Source organism: Pseudoalteromonas obscura, from assembly GCF_030135505.1.
Lineage (GTDB): Bacteria > Pseudomonadota > Gammaproteobacteria > Enterobacterales > Alteromonadaceae > Pseudoalteromonas > Pseudoalteromonas obscura.
Map to the genome: position 1 here is coordinate 666,642 of NZ_JASJUT010000002.1, position 14,252 is coordinate 680,893.

12 protein-coding genes and 4 tRNA genes are annotated in these 14,252 nt (G+C 43.0%); 8 read left to right on the top strand and 8 right to left on the bottom strand.

Going from position 1 to position 14,252, the window contains the following annotated elements:
• Positions 1-44 precede the first annotated feature (44 nt).
• From QNM18_RS07205 to QNM18_RS07225, 5 genes are all read left to right on the top strand, one after another.
• Positions 45-120: transfer RNA gene (locus tag QNM18_RS07205), tRNA-Val, on the top strand.
• Positions 121-167: 47 nt separating this feature from the next.
• Positions 168-243, top strand: a tRNA-Val gene (locus QNM18_RS07210).
• A 16-nt stretch (positions 244-259) separates the two neighbouring features.
• Positions 260-335 (top strand) — tRNA-Val (locus QNM18_RS07215).
• A 15-nt stretch (positions 336-350) separates the two neighbouring features.
• Positions 351-426 (top strand) — tRNA-Val (locus QNM18_RS07220).
• A 132-nt stretch (positions 427-558) separates the two neighbouring features.
• The gene (locus tag QNM18_RS07225) at positions 559-2,187 is read left to right on the top strand and encodes a tetratricopeptide repeat-containing response regulator (protein WP_284136756.1); all 1,629 of its coding nucleotides are present in this window, start codon (positions 559-561) and stop codon (positions 2,185-2,187) included.
• Between the two features lie 40 nt (positions 2,188-2,227).
• Here QNM18_RS07225 and msrB read toward each other — a convergent pair whose 3' ends face one another.
• The 6 genes from msrB to QNM18_RS07255 all read right to left on the bottom strand — a co-directional run bounded on the left by msrB (position 2,228) and on the right by QNM18_RS07255 (position 10,498).
• Positions 2,228-2,680 carry a peptide-methionine (R)-S-oxide reductase MsrB gene (gene msrB, locus QNM18_RS07230; RefSeq protein WP_211012103.1) on the bottom strand — a complete coding sequence of 151 codons (453 nt, stop codon included), beginning with the start codon at positions 2,678-2,680 and terminating at the stop codon, positions 2,228-2,230.
• 261 nt (positions 2,681-2,941) lie between these two features.
• On the bottom strand, positions 2,942-3,415 hold the full coding sequence (locus QNM18_RS07235) for a DUF2919 domain-containing protein (protein WP_284136831.1): 474 nt from the start codon (positions 3,413-3,415) through the stop codon (positions 2,942-2,944).
• A gap of 65 nt (positions 3,416-3,480) precedes the next feature.
• Positions 3,481-5,502 (bottom strand): NAD-dependent DNA ligase LigA, encoded by a 2,022-nt coding sequence (gene ligA, locus QNM18_RS07240; RefSeq protein WP_284136757.1) that lies wholly within the window; start codon positions 5,500-5,502, stop codon positions 3,481-3,483.
• A gap of 99 nt (positions 5,503-5,601) precedes the next feature.
• Positions 5,602-6,315 (bottom strand): cell division protein ZipA, encoded by a 714-nt coding sequence (zipA, locus tag QNM18_RS07245; RefSeq protein ID WP_211012101.1) that lies wholly within the window; start codon positions 6,313-6,315, stop codon positions 5,602-5,604.
• An 18-nt stretch (positions 6,316-6,333) separates the two neighbouring features.
• Positions 6,334-9,723, bottom strand: a complete 3,390-nt coding sequence (locus QNM18_RS07250) for a chromosome segregation SMC family protein (RefSeq protein ID WP_284136758.1) — start codon at positions 9,721-9,723, stop codon at positions 6,334-6,336.
• 43 nt (positions 9,724-9,766) lie between these two features.
• Positions 9,767-10,498: a TrmH family RNA methyltransferase gene (locus QNM18_RS07255; protein ID WP_284136759.1), complete on the bottom strand. Its 732-nt coding sequence runs from the start codon at positions 10,496-10,498 to the stop codon at positions 9,767-9,769.
• A 214-nt stretch (positions 10,499-10,712) separates the two neighbouring features.
• Here QNM18_RS07255 and QNM18_RS07260 point away from each other — a divergent pair, with 214 nt between their 5' ends.
• Positions 10,713-11,006: a hypothetical protein gene (locus QNM18_RS07260; protein WP_211012098.1), complete on the top strand. Its 294-nt coding sequence runs from the start codon at positions 10,713-10,715 to the stop codon at positions 11,004-11,006.
• A gap of 71 nt (positions 11,007-11,077) precedes the next feature.
• Here the strand turns inward: QNM18_RS07260 and QNM18_RS07265 are convergent, their stop codons facing one another.
• Positions 11,078-11,665 (bottom strand): CBS domain-containing protein, encoded by a 588-nt coding sequence (locus QNM18_RS07265; protein ID WP_284136760.1) that lies wholly within the window; start codon positions 11,663-11,665, stop codon positions 11,078-11,080.
• Between the two features lie 52 nt (positions 11,666-11,717).
• The gene (locus QNM18_RS07270) at positions 11,718-11,990 is read right to left on the bottom strand and encodes a hypothetical protein (protein WP_211012096.1); all 273 of its coding nucleotides are present in this window, start codon (positions 11,988-11,990) and stop codon (positions 11,718-11,720) included.
• Positions 11,991-12,223: 233 nt separating this feature from the next.
• Here QNM18_RS07270 and cysZ point away from each other — a divergent pair, with 233 nt between their 5' ends.
• Both cysZ and QNM18_RS07280 read left to right on the top strand, forming a co-directional pair.
• The gene (cysZ, locus tag QNM18_RS07275; RefSeq protein ID WP_284136761.1) at positions 12,224-12,949 is read left to right on the top strand and encodes a sulfate transporter CysZ; all 726 of its coding nucleotides are present in this window, start codon (positions 12,224-12,226) and stop codon (positions 12,947-12,949) included.
• A gap of 92 nt (positions 12,950-13,041) precedes the next feature.
• Positions 13,042-14,226, top strand: a complete 1,185-nt coding sequence (locus QNM18_RS07280) for a glycerophosphodiester phosphodiesterase family protein (RefSeq protein ID WP_284136832.1) — start codon at positions 13,042-13,044, stop codon at positions 14,224-14,226.
• Positions 14,227-14,252: the final 26 nt, after the last annotated feature.

A 14,252-nucleotide genomic window follows, 5' to 3' on the forward strand; every position in this document is an offset into this window, starting at 1 on the left:
CACTGGTTCAAGTCCAGTATCACCCACCAAATTACACATATCCCGGGTTGTTAGCTCAGTTGGGAGAGCATCGCCCTTACAAGGCGAGGGTCACTGGTTCAAGTCCAGTACAACCCACCATTTAAATCCGCTTCGCGGTTGGATATATTCCATATAAAATCTATATTGGGTTGTTAGCTCAGTTGGGAGAGCATCGCCCTTACAAGGCGAGGGTCACTGGTTCAAGTCCAGTACAACCCACCAATATAGACTGTAATTTGGGTGATTAGCTCAGTTGGGAGAGCATCGCCCTTACAAGGCGAGGGTCACTGGTTCAAGTCCAGTATCACCCACCAAATTACACATATCCCGGGTTGTTAGCTCAGTTGGGAGAGCATCGCCCTTACAAGGCGAGGGTCACTGGTTCAAGTCCAGTACAACCCACCATTCATCATCTACTCTTTCTATTATGTCCAAGTTGTCTCTACACTTCTTATTTTAACTTCTATCTCTGACTGTTTTAAAAGTTTGAAGAAACGACTAGACTAAAATTATTGCTAGCAACACCTAAATATCGATATGGCCGTTCAACCATTTGTTAATTCAAAAATTTTAATTGTGGAAGAACAACCTCTAGCCCTTAGCTATTTAAAACAGTCGCTAGAACGTTTAGCCTATCGGAATATTTTCATTGCTGAGTCCGCCGCAGTTGCCAAGGAAAGCTGTGAAATCAATAAGTTCGACCTGATCATATGTTCATTTGATTTGAGCAAACGGCAAAATGGCTATCAACTTTATGAAGAGCTACTAAACAAGCGTTTAATAAAACGCTGGACTGGGTTTATTTTTACTTCCGCGGAAACAAGCCCTGAACTAGTTCACAGTGTTGTGGAGCTTCAACCCGATGACTTTTTGGTTAAGCCTTTCACCATCAAAGATTTGCAGTCAAGAATAGAGCGAGTGCTAAAAAGAAAGCAGAGTCTCAAAAAATTATATACGCTCATCGATGACGAAAACTACTCCAAAGCGCTCAAGTTTATTAATGCCGAGTTAGATAGCCAGCAAACTAGCTACTCAGTTATGCTACTTAAGCTCAAAGGCGAAATGTTGCTCAAACTAAAGCGCTTTGAAGAGGCGAAGCAATTTTATAAGTCGGCACTAGAGTTACAAAAATTCACTTGGGCCAAGCTCGGTTTAGTTGAAGCGTTAATCGCAAATAATGAAGATCTCACGGCACAAAAGCTATTAAAAGGCTTAATTGAAAAAAGTGAAACCAGACTTGCCGCACTTGATCTGCTCGGTCGTTTAGAAATTAAATTAAACCAGTTTGAACATGCACAAAAAGCACTCCATGAAGCCTCGCAAATAGCCCCTCGCAACCTATCACGGCAAAAATCGTTGAGTACCGTTGCCATGATTAATCACGATTACGAGTGTAGCTACAATGCCCAAAAAGAAATTGCGAGTTTTGCTCGATACTCTATTCATGATAGTCCAGAGGTGTATCTAAATGCCGCTCGGGCAGGTATCGACTTTGCCTTAGCCACCGATCAGCACGAACAAATAAATAAGATCACTAGGCAAACGCAGCAATATTTAAACGATCTTAAAAAACAGTTCCCACATGCCATTAATCAAACTCAAATGGATGTGCTTCACGCGCGATTACACTACCTCAAAGATGAGCATAAAAAAGCACGTCAGCTCATGGAGCAATTAGATGATGAGCCTCAAATTCGCTCAGTGGATGCTGCACTTGATAAAGCCAAAGCATTTCATGAACTAGGCTTTCAGCATAAAGCTCAAGCTCTCTTTGGCCAGATCATTGATCACTGTGAGCGGCATCAAAACCATGAAGACCCTGTCATGATGCGATATTTACAACAGCAACATGATGAACGAAAAGACATCACCATGGGTCCTAAAGAGTTGAATAACCACGCAGTTAAACAATTCAATAAAGGCGAGCTTGATGTTGCATTAGAAGCATTTTCTCAGGCATTTAGAGTCATGCCTAAAAATGCCAGCATTGCGCTCAACCTGCTGCAATGCTTAGCGGATGCAACGGGGAAAAAAGGCATTACGTTCAACACCAACCTAGCCAAAAAGTGCCTTAAAGTGCTACAAAGTGCTGATCTTGATTCAGAGCAACTAACCCGATTTGATAAACTGTTAGCGCAAATGAAAGAAATGGGACTTGCGCAATAGGCATCTGATGTCTCAGATCACCTATTGCATCTTGGGGTGCTTAACTCACTGTTTCATGTTTGACCATCGCAAGTGCATTAACGCAATAGCGCAACCCACTCGGTTTAGGCCCATCAGGAAAAACATGCCCTAGGTGTGCGTCACATACATTGCAAACTATTTCTACTCTATCCATACCATGTGTGTTATCTAAATGGTAGGCGATAGCATTAGGCTTTGCTGGTTGCGTAAACGAGGGCCACCCTGAACCACTTTCAAACTTTTCTTGTGCGTCAAATAGTAATTCACCACAACAAGCACACTCGTATTGCCCAGGTTCAAATAAACTACAAGATTCAGAACTGAACGGCCTCTCAGTCCCTTTATTACGAGTAATGTGGAATACAGAAGGTTCAAGTAAAGCCTGCCATTGCATGATGCTTTTCTCCACTTTTCGCGGTGGAGTTGGGTTACCCTCTTTCGCCCAAGTCAGTATATCTTGCCAAAGTAACATGTTGATTTTCCCAATATTCATTTGATTTTTATTATTTGCCGCCAATAATAACTATCTTATCTATCTCAGCGCAGTAGCTTTTGAGCATATATCCAATTCATGACACAACTAGGACAATGTGCGCCACAGCGCTAATAAAATGAATCTGGAGCTACGCACCTTGTTAGGCACAGTGCATGACAAATTAACCATTCATAAGGTTTGAGCAGATAGACAAAATACCTCAGTATCATTTAGGCTTTTGCGGGCATTCACGTCAAGTTATTTTGGGTCAGGTTCAGGCCAGTCACCAAAAAAACACGTTAAATAACGGCTGTTGATTAGGTACAAAATTACCCATGAAACCAATACAATTTGCGCGGCAAGATAAAATGAAAACTGGAAGTGATTGCTTGCAGCCTGTGAGAGCAGCCAAGTCAAATCTAGAACGGCCGTGAGCAATAGAGGCCAACGCATGTAGCGCCACACCCTGCCCCATTTTTGCGCACTACTGGGCCGCCGCATTGAATATAAAACAGTCGGCATTAATGCGATAGCGGCAATGGAAATAGCCACTAAAAAGTCGTTTTTTGAAGGAAAAAACAAACTCATAATATCCAAGTCTGGGCGCCAAGTAAGTGCTGACATCAGCCATACAAGAAAGGGGCGAAGCAATACAAATAAAGTTAAATTGAACCCAAGTGGCGTGCGATACACACCATACTTATCCCAATATTCAGGCCCAAATCGCCCTATCAATTTACTCACTTTGCCCCCAAATAAAAACTGCGTTTAGCTGTCTCTGTGAGACAGATATTTTATTATGCTTGGTGCTGCTCAAAGAGTGCGATTAAGGCCGCTTCATCCATAATCTCGATACCTAGGTCTTGCGCTTTAGTCAGCTTTGAACCAGCTTTCTCACCCGCAACCAAAGCATGAGTATTTTTCGATACACTACCAGCAACCTTTGCCCCCAAAGCTTGCAATCGCGCTTTTGCATCATTGCGATTGAGCTCATTCAAGGTACCGGTCAAAACATAAGTCAATCCAGCTAACGGCTGAGCCTGTTCTGATGGCGCTTCAATATCTGGCCAATGCACCCCAACTTCCAACAATTCGGATACAACTTGCTGGTTGTGTTGCTCACCAAAAAAGGCATGAATATGTTGCGCGACAATCACACCGACATCACTCACTTCTTGTAAACTCTCAATGGAGGCATTCATGACATTTTCAAGGGTTAAGTAATGGTTTGCCAAGTTTTGTGCGGTCGCTTCACCCACTTCTCTTATCCCTAATGCATATAGGAATTTAGCTAAAGTGGTCTGTTTGCCAGCCTCTAGTGCATTCACTAGGTTTTTAGCAGACTTAGGTCCCATACGTTCTAGAGATTCAAAGTGCCCTTGACGTAATTTAAACAACTCTGCGGGGGTTTTGATAAGCTCTCTATCCACCAGCTGCTCAACGATTTTATCTCCTAACCCATCAATATCTAAGGCTTTTCTGGATGAAAAGTGTTTTATCGCCTCTTTTCTTTGCGCTTGGCATACCAACCCACCTGTACAGCGAGCCACTGCTTCCCCTTCGACGCGATCTACATGCGAGTCACATACCGGGCAAGTGTTTGGAAACTCGATATCAAATGCATCACTTGGGCGCTTGTCTAACACCACTTGCGTAATTTGTGGAATGACGTCTCCTGCGCGTCGGATAATCACGTGATCTTTTACTTTAATGCTTAAGCGGTCAATTTCATCTTGATTATGCAGTGTTGCATTAGATACTGTGACACCTCCAACAAATACAGGCTCTAGTCTTGCTACCGGTGTAATAGCGCCCGTACGCCCGACTTGAAATTCAACGTCGAGCAATTGAGTGATCTCTTCTTGTGCTGGAAATTTAAATGCAATCGCCCAGCGTGGTGCCCGCGCCACAAAGCCTAATTGAGACTGTTGCTGTTTATTATCTACCTTAATAACAACGCCATCAATTTCATAACTTAATGCATCGCGGCGGTTAAGAATATCCTGATAGTATGCCAGCGCCTGTGCAACGCCATTAACACGTTTGGTTTCAGGGCACATAGGCAAGCCCCAAAGCTTAAGCTGCTCTAGTTGGCCATAGTGTGTCTCTGCCAGCTGTGCTCCTTCAACGGTCCCCATTGAATAGGCATAAAACATCAAGGGTCGCTTGGCGGTAATTTTAGAATCAAGCTGACGTAAACTGCCTGCTGCCGCATTTCTTGGATTAGCAAAAGTTTTCTCGTCTTTGGCCAAAGCAGTTTCATTGAGGCGCTCAAAACCCGCTTTGTCCATAAACACTTCACCACGTACTTCAACTTCCGCAGGGATGTTGTCACCTCTCAAACGCAATGGAATATTACGGATCGTTTTCACATTTTCAGTGATATTTTCGCCAACTTGTCCGTCTCCACGCGTGGCCGCCTGAACCAGTACACCGTCACGATACAAAATTGACACAGCGAGACCGTCTAATTTTGGTTCACAACAGAAGGTTAGCTCACCAGATTCTAACAAGCGTTCTTTGATGCGACGGTTGAAAGCATTAAACTCGGCCTCATCAAACGCATTGTCCAACGACAACATTGGGACCTTGTGAGTTACTTGATCAAACTTACTCAGCGCTGCGCCACCCACTTTTTGTGAGGGGGAATCAGCCGTAAGAAGCTCCGGGTGCCCTGTTTCTAAATCAACTAGCTCTCGCATTAACCTATCATATTCGGCATCTGGCACAGTGGGCATATCTTGCACATAATATTTGTAATTGTGCTCTTCCACTTGTGCTTTTAATTCATTGATTCTATTGCTGATAGATTCGGACATTTCAACCTCTTAATAAAACAAAAGCCACCGACCTGTGCCAGTGGCTTACTCTATCTTTAACCATTCCATTTGAGATACGAGACAGCTTACACCGTAGAACTAGGCTGCAAACTCACGTACTTTTTCAACATACGTTCTGATGGTATCTACCGTCAGTGGCTCACGCTTACTATCTAGCACTTGTGCACCGAACTCATCTGATAATTTTTTCGCCGCACCGTGCAACATATTGAATGCCGCCATGCTGTCACCTTCACAAGGTAATGTCATAAATAGACTGACACCAGCTGTGCTAAATTGCTCCATATTGTCGATATCGAACGTACCAGGGTTATACATATTCACAAGTCTAAATAACACAGGTCCATTGCCTGATGACTCTAAATGGCGATTAAAAAAGCCCTCCTCAGAGAATTTAAAGCCCAAACTGAGTACACTCGGTAATAATTTTGAGCCTTCCATTGCTAGGCCTTCCGGCATTTGTATGTGCAGAATGATAAAATCCTGAGGCTCCACAGCAGGCCCTGCGCTCTGATCTGTTTGTGCTTGCTCTTCTTGCAAAGATGGCTGAGAGTCAGCTTGTATATCTGACGCATCCACAGAGTGCGAATGCTGCTCCTCTTCTACAGCCGTAAAGCTCATATCATTTAGTTCAGGTTCAGAGGGTTTGCTATGTTCATTTGCTGCTGGCAAATTTTGTCTACGATCCTCTTTGTCTTCTTTTTTTCTTACAGACCATAGCCCATGTATCAGTAGTCCACCTATGATCAATGCGCTGATCACGATTAATGCCCATCTTAACTCTGTGGCCATTGTTCACCTTTACTTTTATTATGTATGTGCCATCTGCACTGCTTGTTCTATATCTACAGCAACTACGCGAGAAACACCCGGTTCTGCCATAGTTACCCCCGTCAGCCTTGCGGCCATCTCCATAGCCACTTTGTTGTGGCTAATATAAATAAATTGCACCGTTTGAGACATCTCCTCAACGAGGCGGCAAAAACGTCCAACATTGGCATCGTCTAACGGTGCATCTACTTCGTCCAACATACAAAACGGCGCCGGATTTAGTCTGAAGATAGAAAATACCAATGATAATGCGGTCAACGCTTTTTCTCCACCACTTAACAGATGAATTGTCGAGTTTTTCTTGCCTGGTGGTCTTGCCATTATAGTAACACCACTTTCTAACAAATCATCACTGGTGAGCTCTAAATACGCATTTCCGCCACCAAATACCTTTGGAAATAACTCAGCAAGATCTCGGTTGACCTGATCAAAAGTGGCTCTAAAGCGCGTTTTTGTCTCTTTATCTATTTTTTTTATCGCATTTTCAAGAGTTTCAAGCGCTGCCGTTAAGTCGTTAAGCTGTTCATCCAAGTATGTTTTACGCGACTGAGCTTCATCAAACTCTTCAATTGCAGCTAAATTAACAGCGCCTAATACCGACAACTTTTGTGCGGTTGCTGTCAATTGGCTCTGATATACTCCGACACTCACTTTTTCATCAAGCGTCGCAAGCACTCCTTTTAAGGTCTGCTTTAGCTCAATTAACGGCTCTAGCGCCGCTTGCGCTTTTACCAACAAACTTTGCTCTTGTAATTGTAGCTGTTGTTTTTGCTCTTTGAGTTTAAGACTGTGAGATTGCGCATCCTGCACACTATTTTGCTTGTCAGCAAGCTGTTGCTTTGCCTCTGAAACTTGTTGTTCCAAATGCGTCAATTTTTGTTGCTGTTCTCGGTGGGTATTTAACAACGTTGAAATTTGAGATTGCGTCTCTGACAGCGGCGCTTCTAGTAAAACTTGCTGTTCAGAATTTGCTTCTAATGCAGCCACAGACAGTTGTAAACTTTCGCTTAAATGCACTGATTTTGTCGCGCTTATTTGCTGATCACTCTGTGCTTGCTGTAACGCCATTTTTGCAAGGTGTACTTGTTCTTGTGCTTGGCTTTTTCCTGTCAGCGCATTTTGTATCTGATGCCTATGTGCTTCAACCTGCTCACGCTTCTCTTCTAAATTTTGCTGAGCCACTTCTAACTGCTGAGTAGTTTGCAAATGATTTAATTCACGCTGCTCAATCAACTCTTGTGTCGTCGTCATTTCTTGACGAGTTTTAGCTATCTCAGCGGCCAACTTATCTGCTTGACTCTGCCACCCTCGCTGCTGCAACTCTAAAACCTCAAGACGACTTTTATTTGCTGCAACCTGCTGTGCAACGGTGTGAACAGCTTGTTTGTTCTGCTCTATCACACTTTCAAGTTCGGCATGTTTGGTCGCGTTTGAGCTTAACTGATGCTGTGCTTCTTCTAATGCTTTTTGTTGGGCTGGCAAACTCGTATTTAAGTTATCAAGTTTTTGATAATTTGCCAGTTGATTCCCACCGCCTTCTGACGTCGGCATTTTGAAGTTTTCCCCATACAAGCAGCCTTCATCATCAACGGCAAAAATATAATGTGGGGTCACGGTAAATTGTCGATGTTTTCCTAACCACTTAACATGGTTTAAAAAGCTTGGGAAAACACCTGACTCTATAAACTGTGCAACACTGTCAGAGTCACTTGTTTGAGTATGCGCCCATAAACCCGCTCCATTGGGGACTTCGCTAATCGACAGAGAGTTAAGCCCAAGTAGCGCGCACTCTACGATTTGTGCATAGCCTTCAATGACTTTTAACTGAGCTAAAAACGACGGAGTCTGTGACTCTTTATCCACATCTAGCAGGGAAATTAAAGTATCTCGCTCGGCTGTGCACTGTAGTAATTGCTGCTGCGCGCCTTTCACCACCTCTTCACTTTGGTGCAACTGCGCCTCGCTCTTTAGTCGCTGCTCAACCAGCTTTTGAGCCTGACTTTGCAAACTAGCCATCTCTTTAACCAGTGCATGCTGTTTGGCCTGCTCCTCACTCAATAAGTCACTATTGTTTTGTGTCGTGAGTGCCTGTTCATCTGCTACCAAACCTGAAAGGTTATCTTGTAAATGAAGGTGCGTTTGTTTTGCCTGTTGCAAAGTAATATTGCTTGATGCATGTTGCTCTTTAGCCATAGCAACACGCTCAGTCAACTCATTGACAAGACCTTCAATGTCACTATTGGCTTGATGCTGCTGTTCATAAAGCGCTTCTCGCTCTTCTAATACCGCTTCTTGGAGTGTTAGGCGCTCAGCAGCTTCCTCACTCTTTTGTTTGTGTAACTCACAAGTGGCTTGCTGCTGTGTCAAAAGTGATTGTGCATTAGCGTGTTCAGCCTGACACTTAACTTGAGCCTCATTGAGCTCAATGCGCTTTTCTGTGAGGTGGATCTTTTGCTGCTCAGCACGAGTGAGTGCAGTATGGGTTTTATGTTGTTCTTGCTGCAATACACTCAGCGCGTCGTTTAAATGCACTACTTTGTGCTCAAAGCTAGCAATCACATCACTTTGCCCACCGTGAGCCTGATCTAAAAACTGTAGCTGCTCATCAAGCTTTGCTATCTGCTTTACTTTTTGCTTCAGCTTGTCATTAAAGTCCTGCCATTTAATAACGGCAAGTTGCCCTTTAAGAGTCCGCTCTTTCGCTTTAAGATCTTTATATTTTTTTGCTGCTTCGGCTTGTTGCGCCAATCGGTCAAGCTGTGATTGCAACTCTTTGCGCATATCGAGCAAACGTTCTAAATTGTCTCGCGTGCTCTTAATACGTGTCTGAGTTTCACGCCTGCGCTCCTTATATTTAGAAACACCCGCCGCTTCTTCTAAAAAGACTCTTAATTCATGAGGTTTACTCTCGATTAGACGAGAGATCATTCCCTGTTCAATAATCGCATAACTGCGAGGCCCGAGACCCGTCCCTAGAAATATATCGGTAATATCACGACGACGACATTTACTACCATTTAAAAAGTATAACGACTGTCCATCTCGAGTCACGAGGCGTTTAATCGCGATTTGGTTACGATCAGCCAGCGATCCAGGCAATGTGCCCTGTGTATTGTCAAACATCAGCTCAACAGATGCTTGAGAAATCGCTTTTCGCTGAGTCGAACCATTAAAAATGACGTCCGTCATTGCATCGCCACGTAAGTTTTTTGCAGAGCTTTCACCTAGTACCCAGCGCACAGCATCAATGACGTTAGATTTGCCACATCCATTTGGTCCAACCACACACGTCATTTGATCGGGAAAAGGGATCTTAGTGGGTTCAACAAAAGACTTGAAGCCTGCTAGTTTTATGTGACTTAAGCGCATAGAGAAAGCTATATATATTGATTATTGCTGCAACAATCGTACATTAAATTGAGCGGCGAAAATTATCAAGAATGATGCCTGTCGCCATAGCCACATTGAGAGACTCTGCTTGACCATATGCCGGAATAGTAATGGGTTGATTGATATACTGACCGGCTTTTTCTCGGATCCCATGAGACTCACTGCCCATAACGAGTAGTCCGCGCTCAGCAAATGGAGTTTGATGAACACTTTGTCCCTCAAGGTACGCCCCATATATAGGCCCGTTATAATGACTTAATAGTTGTTCTAGATCCGCTCTGATCACATCTACCCGTGCAAACGATCCCATTGTTGCGCTGATCACTTTTGGGTTTAAATGGTCTGCACAGTCTTCACTAACCACCACTTGCTTTAACCCATACCAATCAGCAAGACGAATAATCGTGCCTAAGTTACCGGGGTCGGATACACCGTCGAGCGCTAATACGAAGCCACTTTTATCTATTTCTTTTTGATCAGCAATTGGTACAATCGCAATGGCCGCATTGTTACTCACTAACGTACTGACTTTGCTGAGTGACTGTTCATCACATTCGGTAACTTGGCAATGCCTCAAGGTATTTTCATGACTAAGAATAAATTGAGGTGTGGCAAAAATCTGTTGTACTTCCACCTTCGCTTGCAGTAATTCCAAGACATTCTTTTCGCCTTGAACTAAGTACAGACCATGTTGTTTACGGTATTTTTTTTGTGCAAGAGCGCGAATAAGTTTTTGTTGATTTTTAGACAGCATACACACCTCATTTGATTTGGAAGCGAAGTATATACACAATATAGGACAAAGTGCAGCGGAATTGCTGCTTTCGGCGCTAAGGCGAACGACAAATATTCGCGATCCCCTCGTCAGTGCGCTTTGCACTCACATTCAGTTGTGATTACAATAGCAACAAAATAAAAAGTGATGCATATTGAAATCACTCCTATCTAACCCAATTTGAGACGCAGTTATGTCCGCAGAGCTTCATGTTATCCTGCTAAATATCGTTATTCTTGCAATAACCTATTTCATTATCTCACCCAAATATGCAGGTAACGACTTTAAAAAGGTGTCTACGCAAGATTTTATTGCTTCAATGCTTTCGCTCGCAATTGTAGGCTCGGAGTACTTTGCCACGGGGGTCGAATTTACCTTGTTCTTTTTTGAGGTAAATTGGGCTTGGTTTACATTGGTCAGTTTCACAATCATAGAGCTGCCTTTGTTTTATTGGTACGCAAAACACCATAATGTAAAGCTACCTTAATAAACTCAAGCACTAAAAAAGGCATCATAAAGATGCCTTGGGTTTAATTTACATTAACTTTGGGGGAACTGTTACATTTCTTTATTGTGCAGTATTTGCGCGACTACATCTTTAAAATCATGACACGGTTTAAGTGCTGTGATCACGCCATTACTACTTTTGACTAAATCAATTACATCAAAATAACCAACTGCTTTTTGTTGGCTATTTTGTACAAATAAATAAGTTAAACCATCCGCTTCAATCGTTGCTTTAATGTCTCCAACTTGGGCTTCAACAACCTGAGCAGTTGATATTTGACGCAGTGACGATATCGCGATCATCATATCCGCAACGCTTAAATCATTCCGAGTTAAGCCCATTGTCTGTGCCTTTTCAAGGACATTTCGGCTACCTAATAAAGCAGAAGAAATTAATCCGATTGGCTCGCCAGTTGTTGATATGACAAGTGCTGCGGCTTGATGTGTTTTGTTCAATACCAAAGCAGCTTCATCTAGGGTCGCATCTAGATCTATGTATATCGTTGGTAAAGGGCGAAGAAATTGCTCCGCAGGTAATTGCTCAAACGCTCGAGTATTGGCCGTAGCCACATTAACGGTATTGTTTGTTACAGCGCCTGTATTCACAGCCGCAGTTTTTAGTGCATGATAATAGCTCATGATCCACCTCACGATGATTAAGTTAAATTAATTATGGTGTTTTATAAGGGGATTATTGAACAGGGGGTGCGCGAATTCGCGTCGCACTTTGAGCAGAACCAAGGAAAGACCAAGAAGTTGAGCCAACAACATCTGTGGTACACAATGAACTTTTGACACTTGATAACGGCAAAGCTTCATCAAGATCCACATCTAAGTATTGCAAATCGAGATCTGCAATAAGCTCGACAATTTGCTGCCTTTCTTCAGCTGCATGCACGCCTGCCGCCGTTACACAAAGTAACGTCGCTAAGCTGACTGCAAACAATAACTGAAAGACACGCATGCTGTTTTTCACTCCTAGATGATCTATCAATTAGTGTATGGACTCACCTAGGTGTTTACAAGGGGTAACCCCTGATCCCACACCTAAGTTAATTGTAAGAGAGTGTGACATTCCCTCTCTAGGCCATGAATTTAAAGACTTTCTTTTGCAATGATAGAGATCAAAAAATCACGCACTAAAATGCAATTAACGATTATAATAGACTTCAACTGTTCCCAATTTAGAGTTTAACGATGCAAATTACAAAAGGGATGGAGTACTTTATAGCGGGCTTTTCCATGCTTGGCCAAAAAGGACTCAAACGCTTTGTTTTTATCCCGTTATTTATCAATATTCTGCTATTTGGCGGATCGCTGTTTTTTCTATTTGACTGGTTAACACAAGGGTTTGAATATCTAAATAACGCACTACCTACATGGCTTAGTTGGCTAGAATGGCTGCTATGGCCCCTAGCTATCTTAATTATTCTATTCAGTTACAGTATGGTATTTACTGTTATTACCAATTTTATTGCGGCGCCGTTTAATGGTTTGCTATCGGAAAAAGTAGAGCTCCATCTCACAGGCCAACCCATTAATGATGATGGTTTTACAGATCTACTAAAGGACGTTCCTCGGATGATGGGTCGGGAGTGGACTAAGTTATGCTATTACCTACCAAGGGCAATCATTTTCTTTTTAATGTTATGGATGCTGCCTATTATTGGACAAATCCTTTGGATCCTCTTTACCTGCTGGATGTACAACGTACAGTATAATGACTACCCGTTTGACAATCATAAGATCAGCTTTGATCAAATGAAGCAAGATCTAAAAGGCAAGCAAGGCCTATCATATGGGTTTGGTTTTGCGGTATTTGTACTCACAGCCATCCCATTTGTAAACCTGATCGTTATGCCTGCTGCTGTCTGTGGCGCCACTAAATTATGGGTAGAAAATTACCGAAGCAATTACCGATAACAACTCGTAAAAACGTCATATTTCATACCGATAATAGTTAAAAAAATCCATACTGGGACGTTATGAACATTTTAACTAAAGTCGTATTCACTATGGCACTGCTAGGCAGTGCCAGCGCCAGTGCTTCTGCACAACTTGGGCCAAGACCGTTTTATTTACTAGACCAAATGGCACCAAGTGCACTTAAATCCAAGCTCTCTCGGTGTGTAAACAGACCCTTTTTTAAATCTCAGTTTTCTATCGGACACCGTGGCGCGCCCACTCAATTCCCTGAACATACAAAAGAATCTTATATCGCAGCTGCACGAATGGGCGCCGGCGTATTGGAGTGTGATGTTACATTTACTAAGGATAAAGAGTTAGTTTGCCGCCATGCCCAATGCGATTTACATACCAGCACTGACATTTTACTACGCCCTGAATTGGCAGCTAAATGTAGTCAGCCTTTTACCCCAGCAGATCCCGACACTGGCACGCCAGCAAGCGCGAAATGCTGTACGTCGGATTTAACGCTTGACGAGTTTATGCAGCTCAAAGGCAAAATGGATGGCGCAAACCCCAATGCGAGTACACCGCAAGAATATGTAAAAGGCACAGCCAACTGGCGCACTGATCTTTACTCTGCAACTGGCACATTGATGACCCATGCACAGAGTATCGAGTTATTTAAATCTCTACGAGTAAAAATGACGCCTGAGTTAAAGGCTCCTGCTGTTGCAATGCCGTATCAAGGGATGACACAACAAGATTACGCCCAAAAGATGGTTGATGAATATCGCGCCGCTCGAGTCTCTCCCCGTAAAGTTTTGCCACAATCTTTCAATATTGAAGATGTTCAGTATTGGCGCCACAATACTCGCTACGGTAAGCGTGGTGTGTATTTAGATGGTCGCTATTCCGACCCCAACTTCGATCCAAACAATGCGCAAACTTGGCATCCAAACATGGATGAAATCAAAGCCAGTGGAGTTAATGTTATCGCCCCCCCTTTATGGGTTCTGTTAACACTTGATGAAGCAGGCAAGCTGGTACCTTCACAATACGCAATCGCAGCAAAAGCTGCCAATCTTGATATAATCACATGGACTCTTGAGCGCTCAGGGCTGATCTCTCAAGGTGGTGGATGGTACTATCAAGGGATCAGTGATGCTATTAAAAACGAAGGCGATGTTTATACAGTGCTGGATGTATTGGCTAAACAAGTTGGCGTTAAAGGGGTGTTTAGTGATTGGCCCGCTACAACGACATTTTACGCCAATTGTATGAACCTCTATTAATTTCAATCTTGTACGATGTGTTGTCA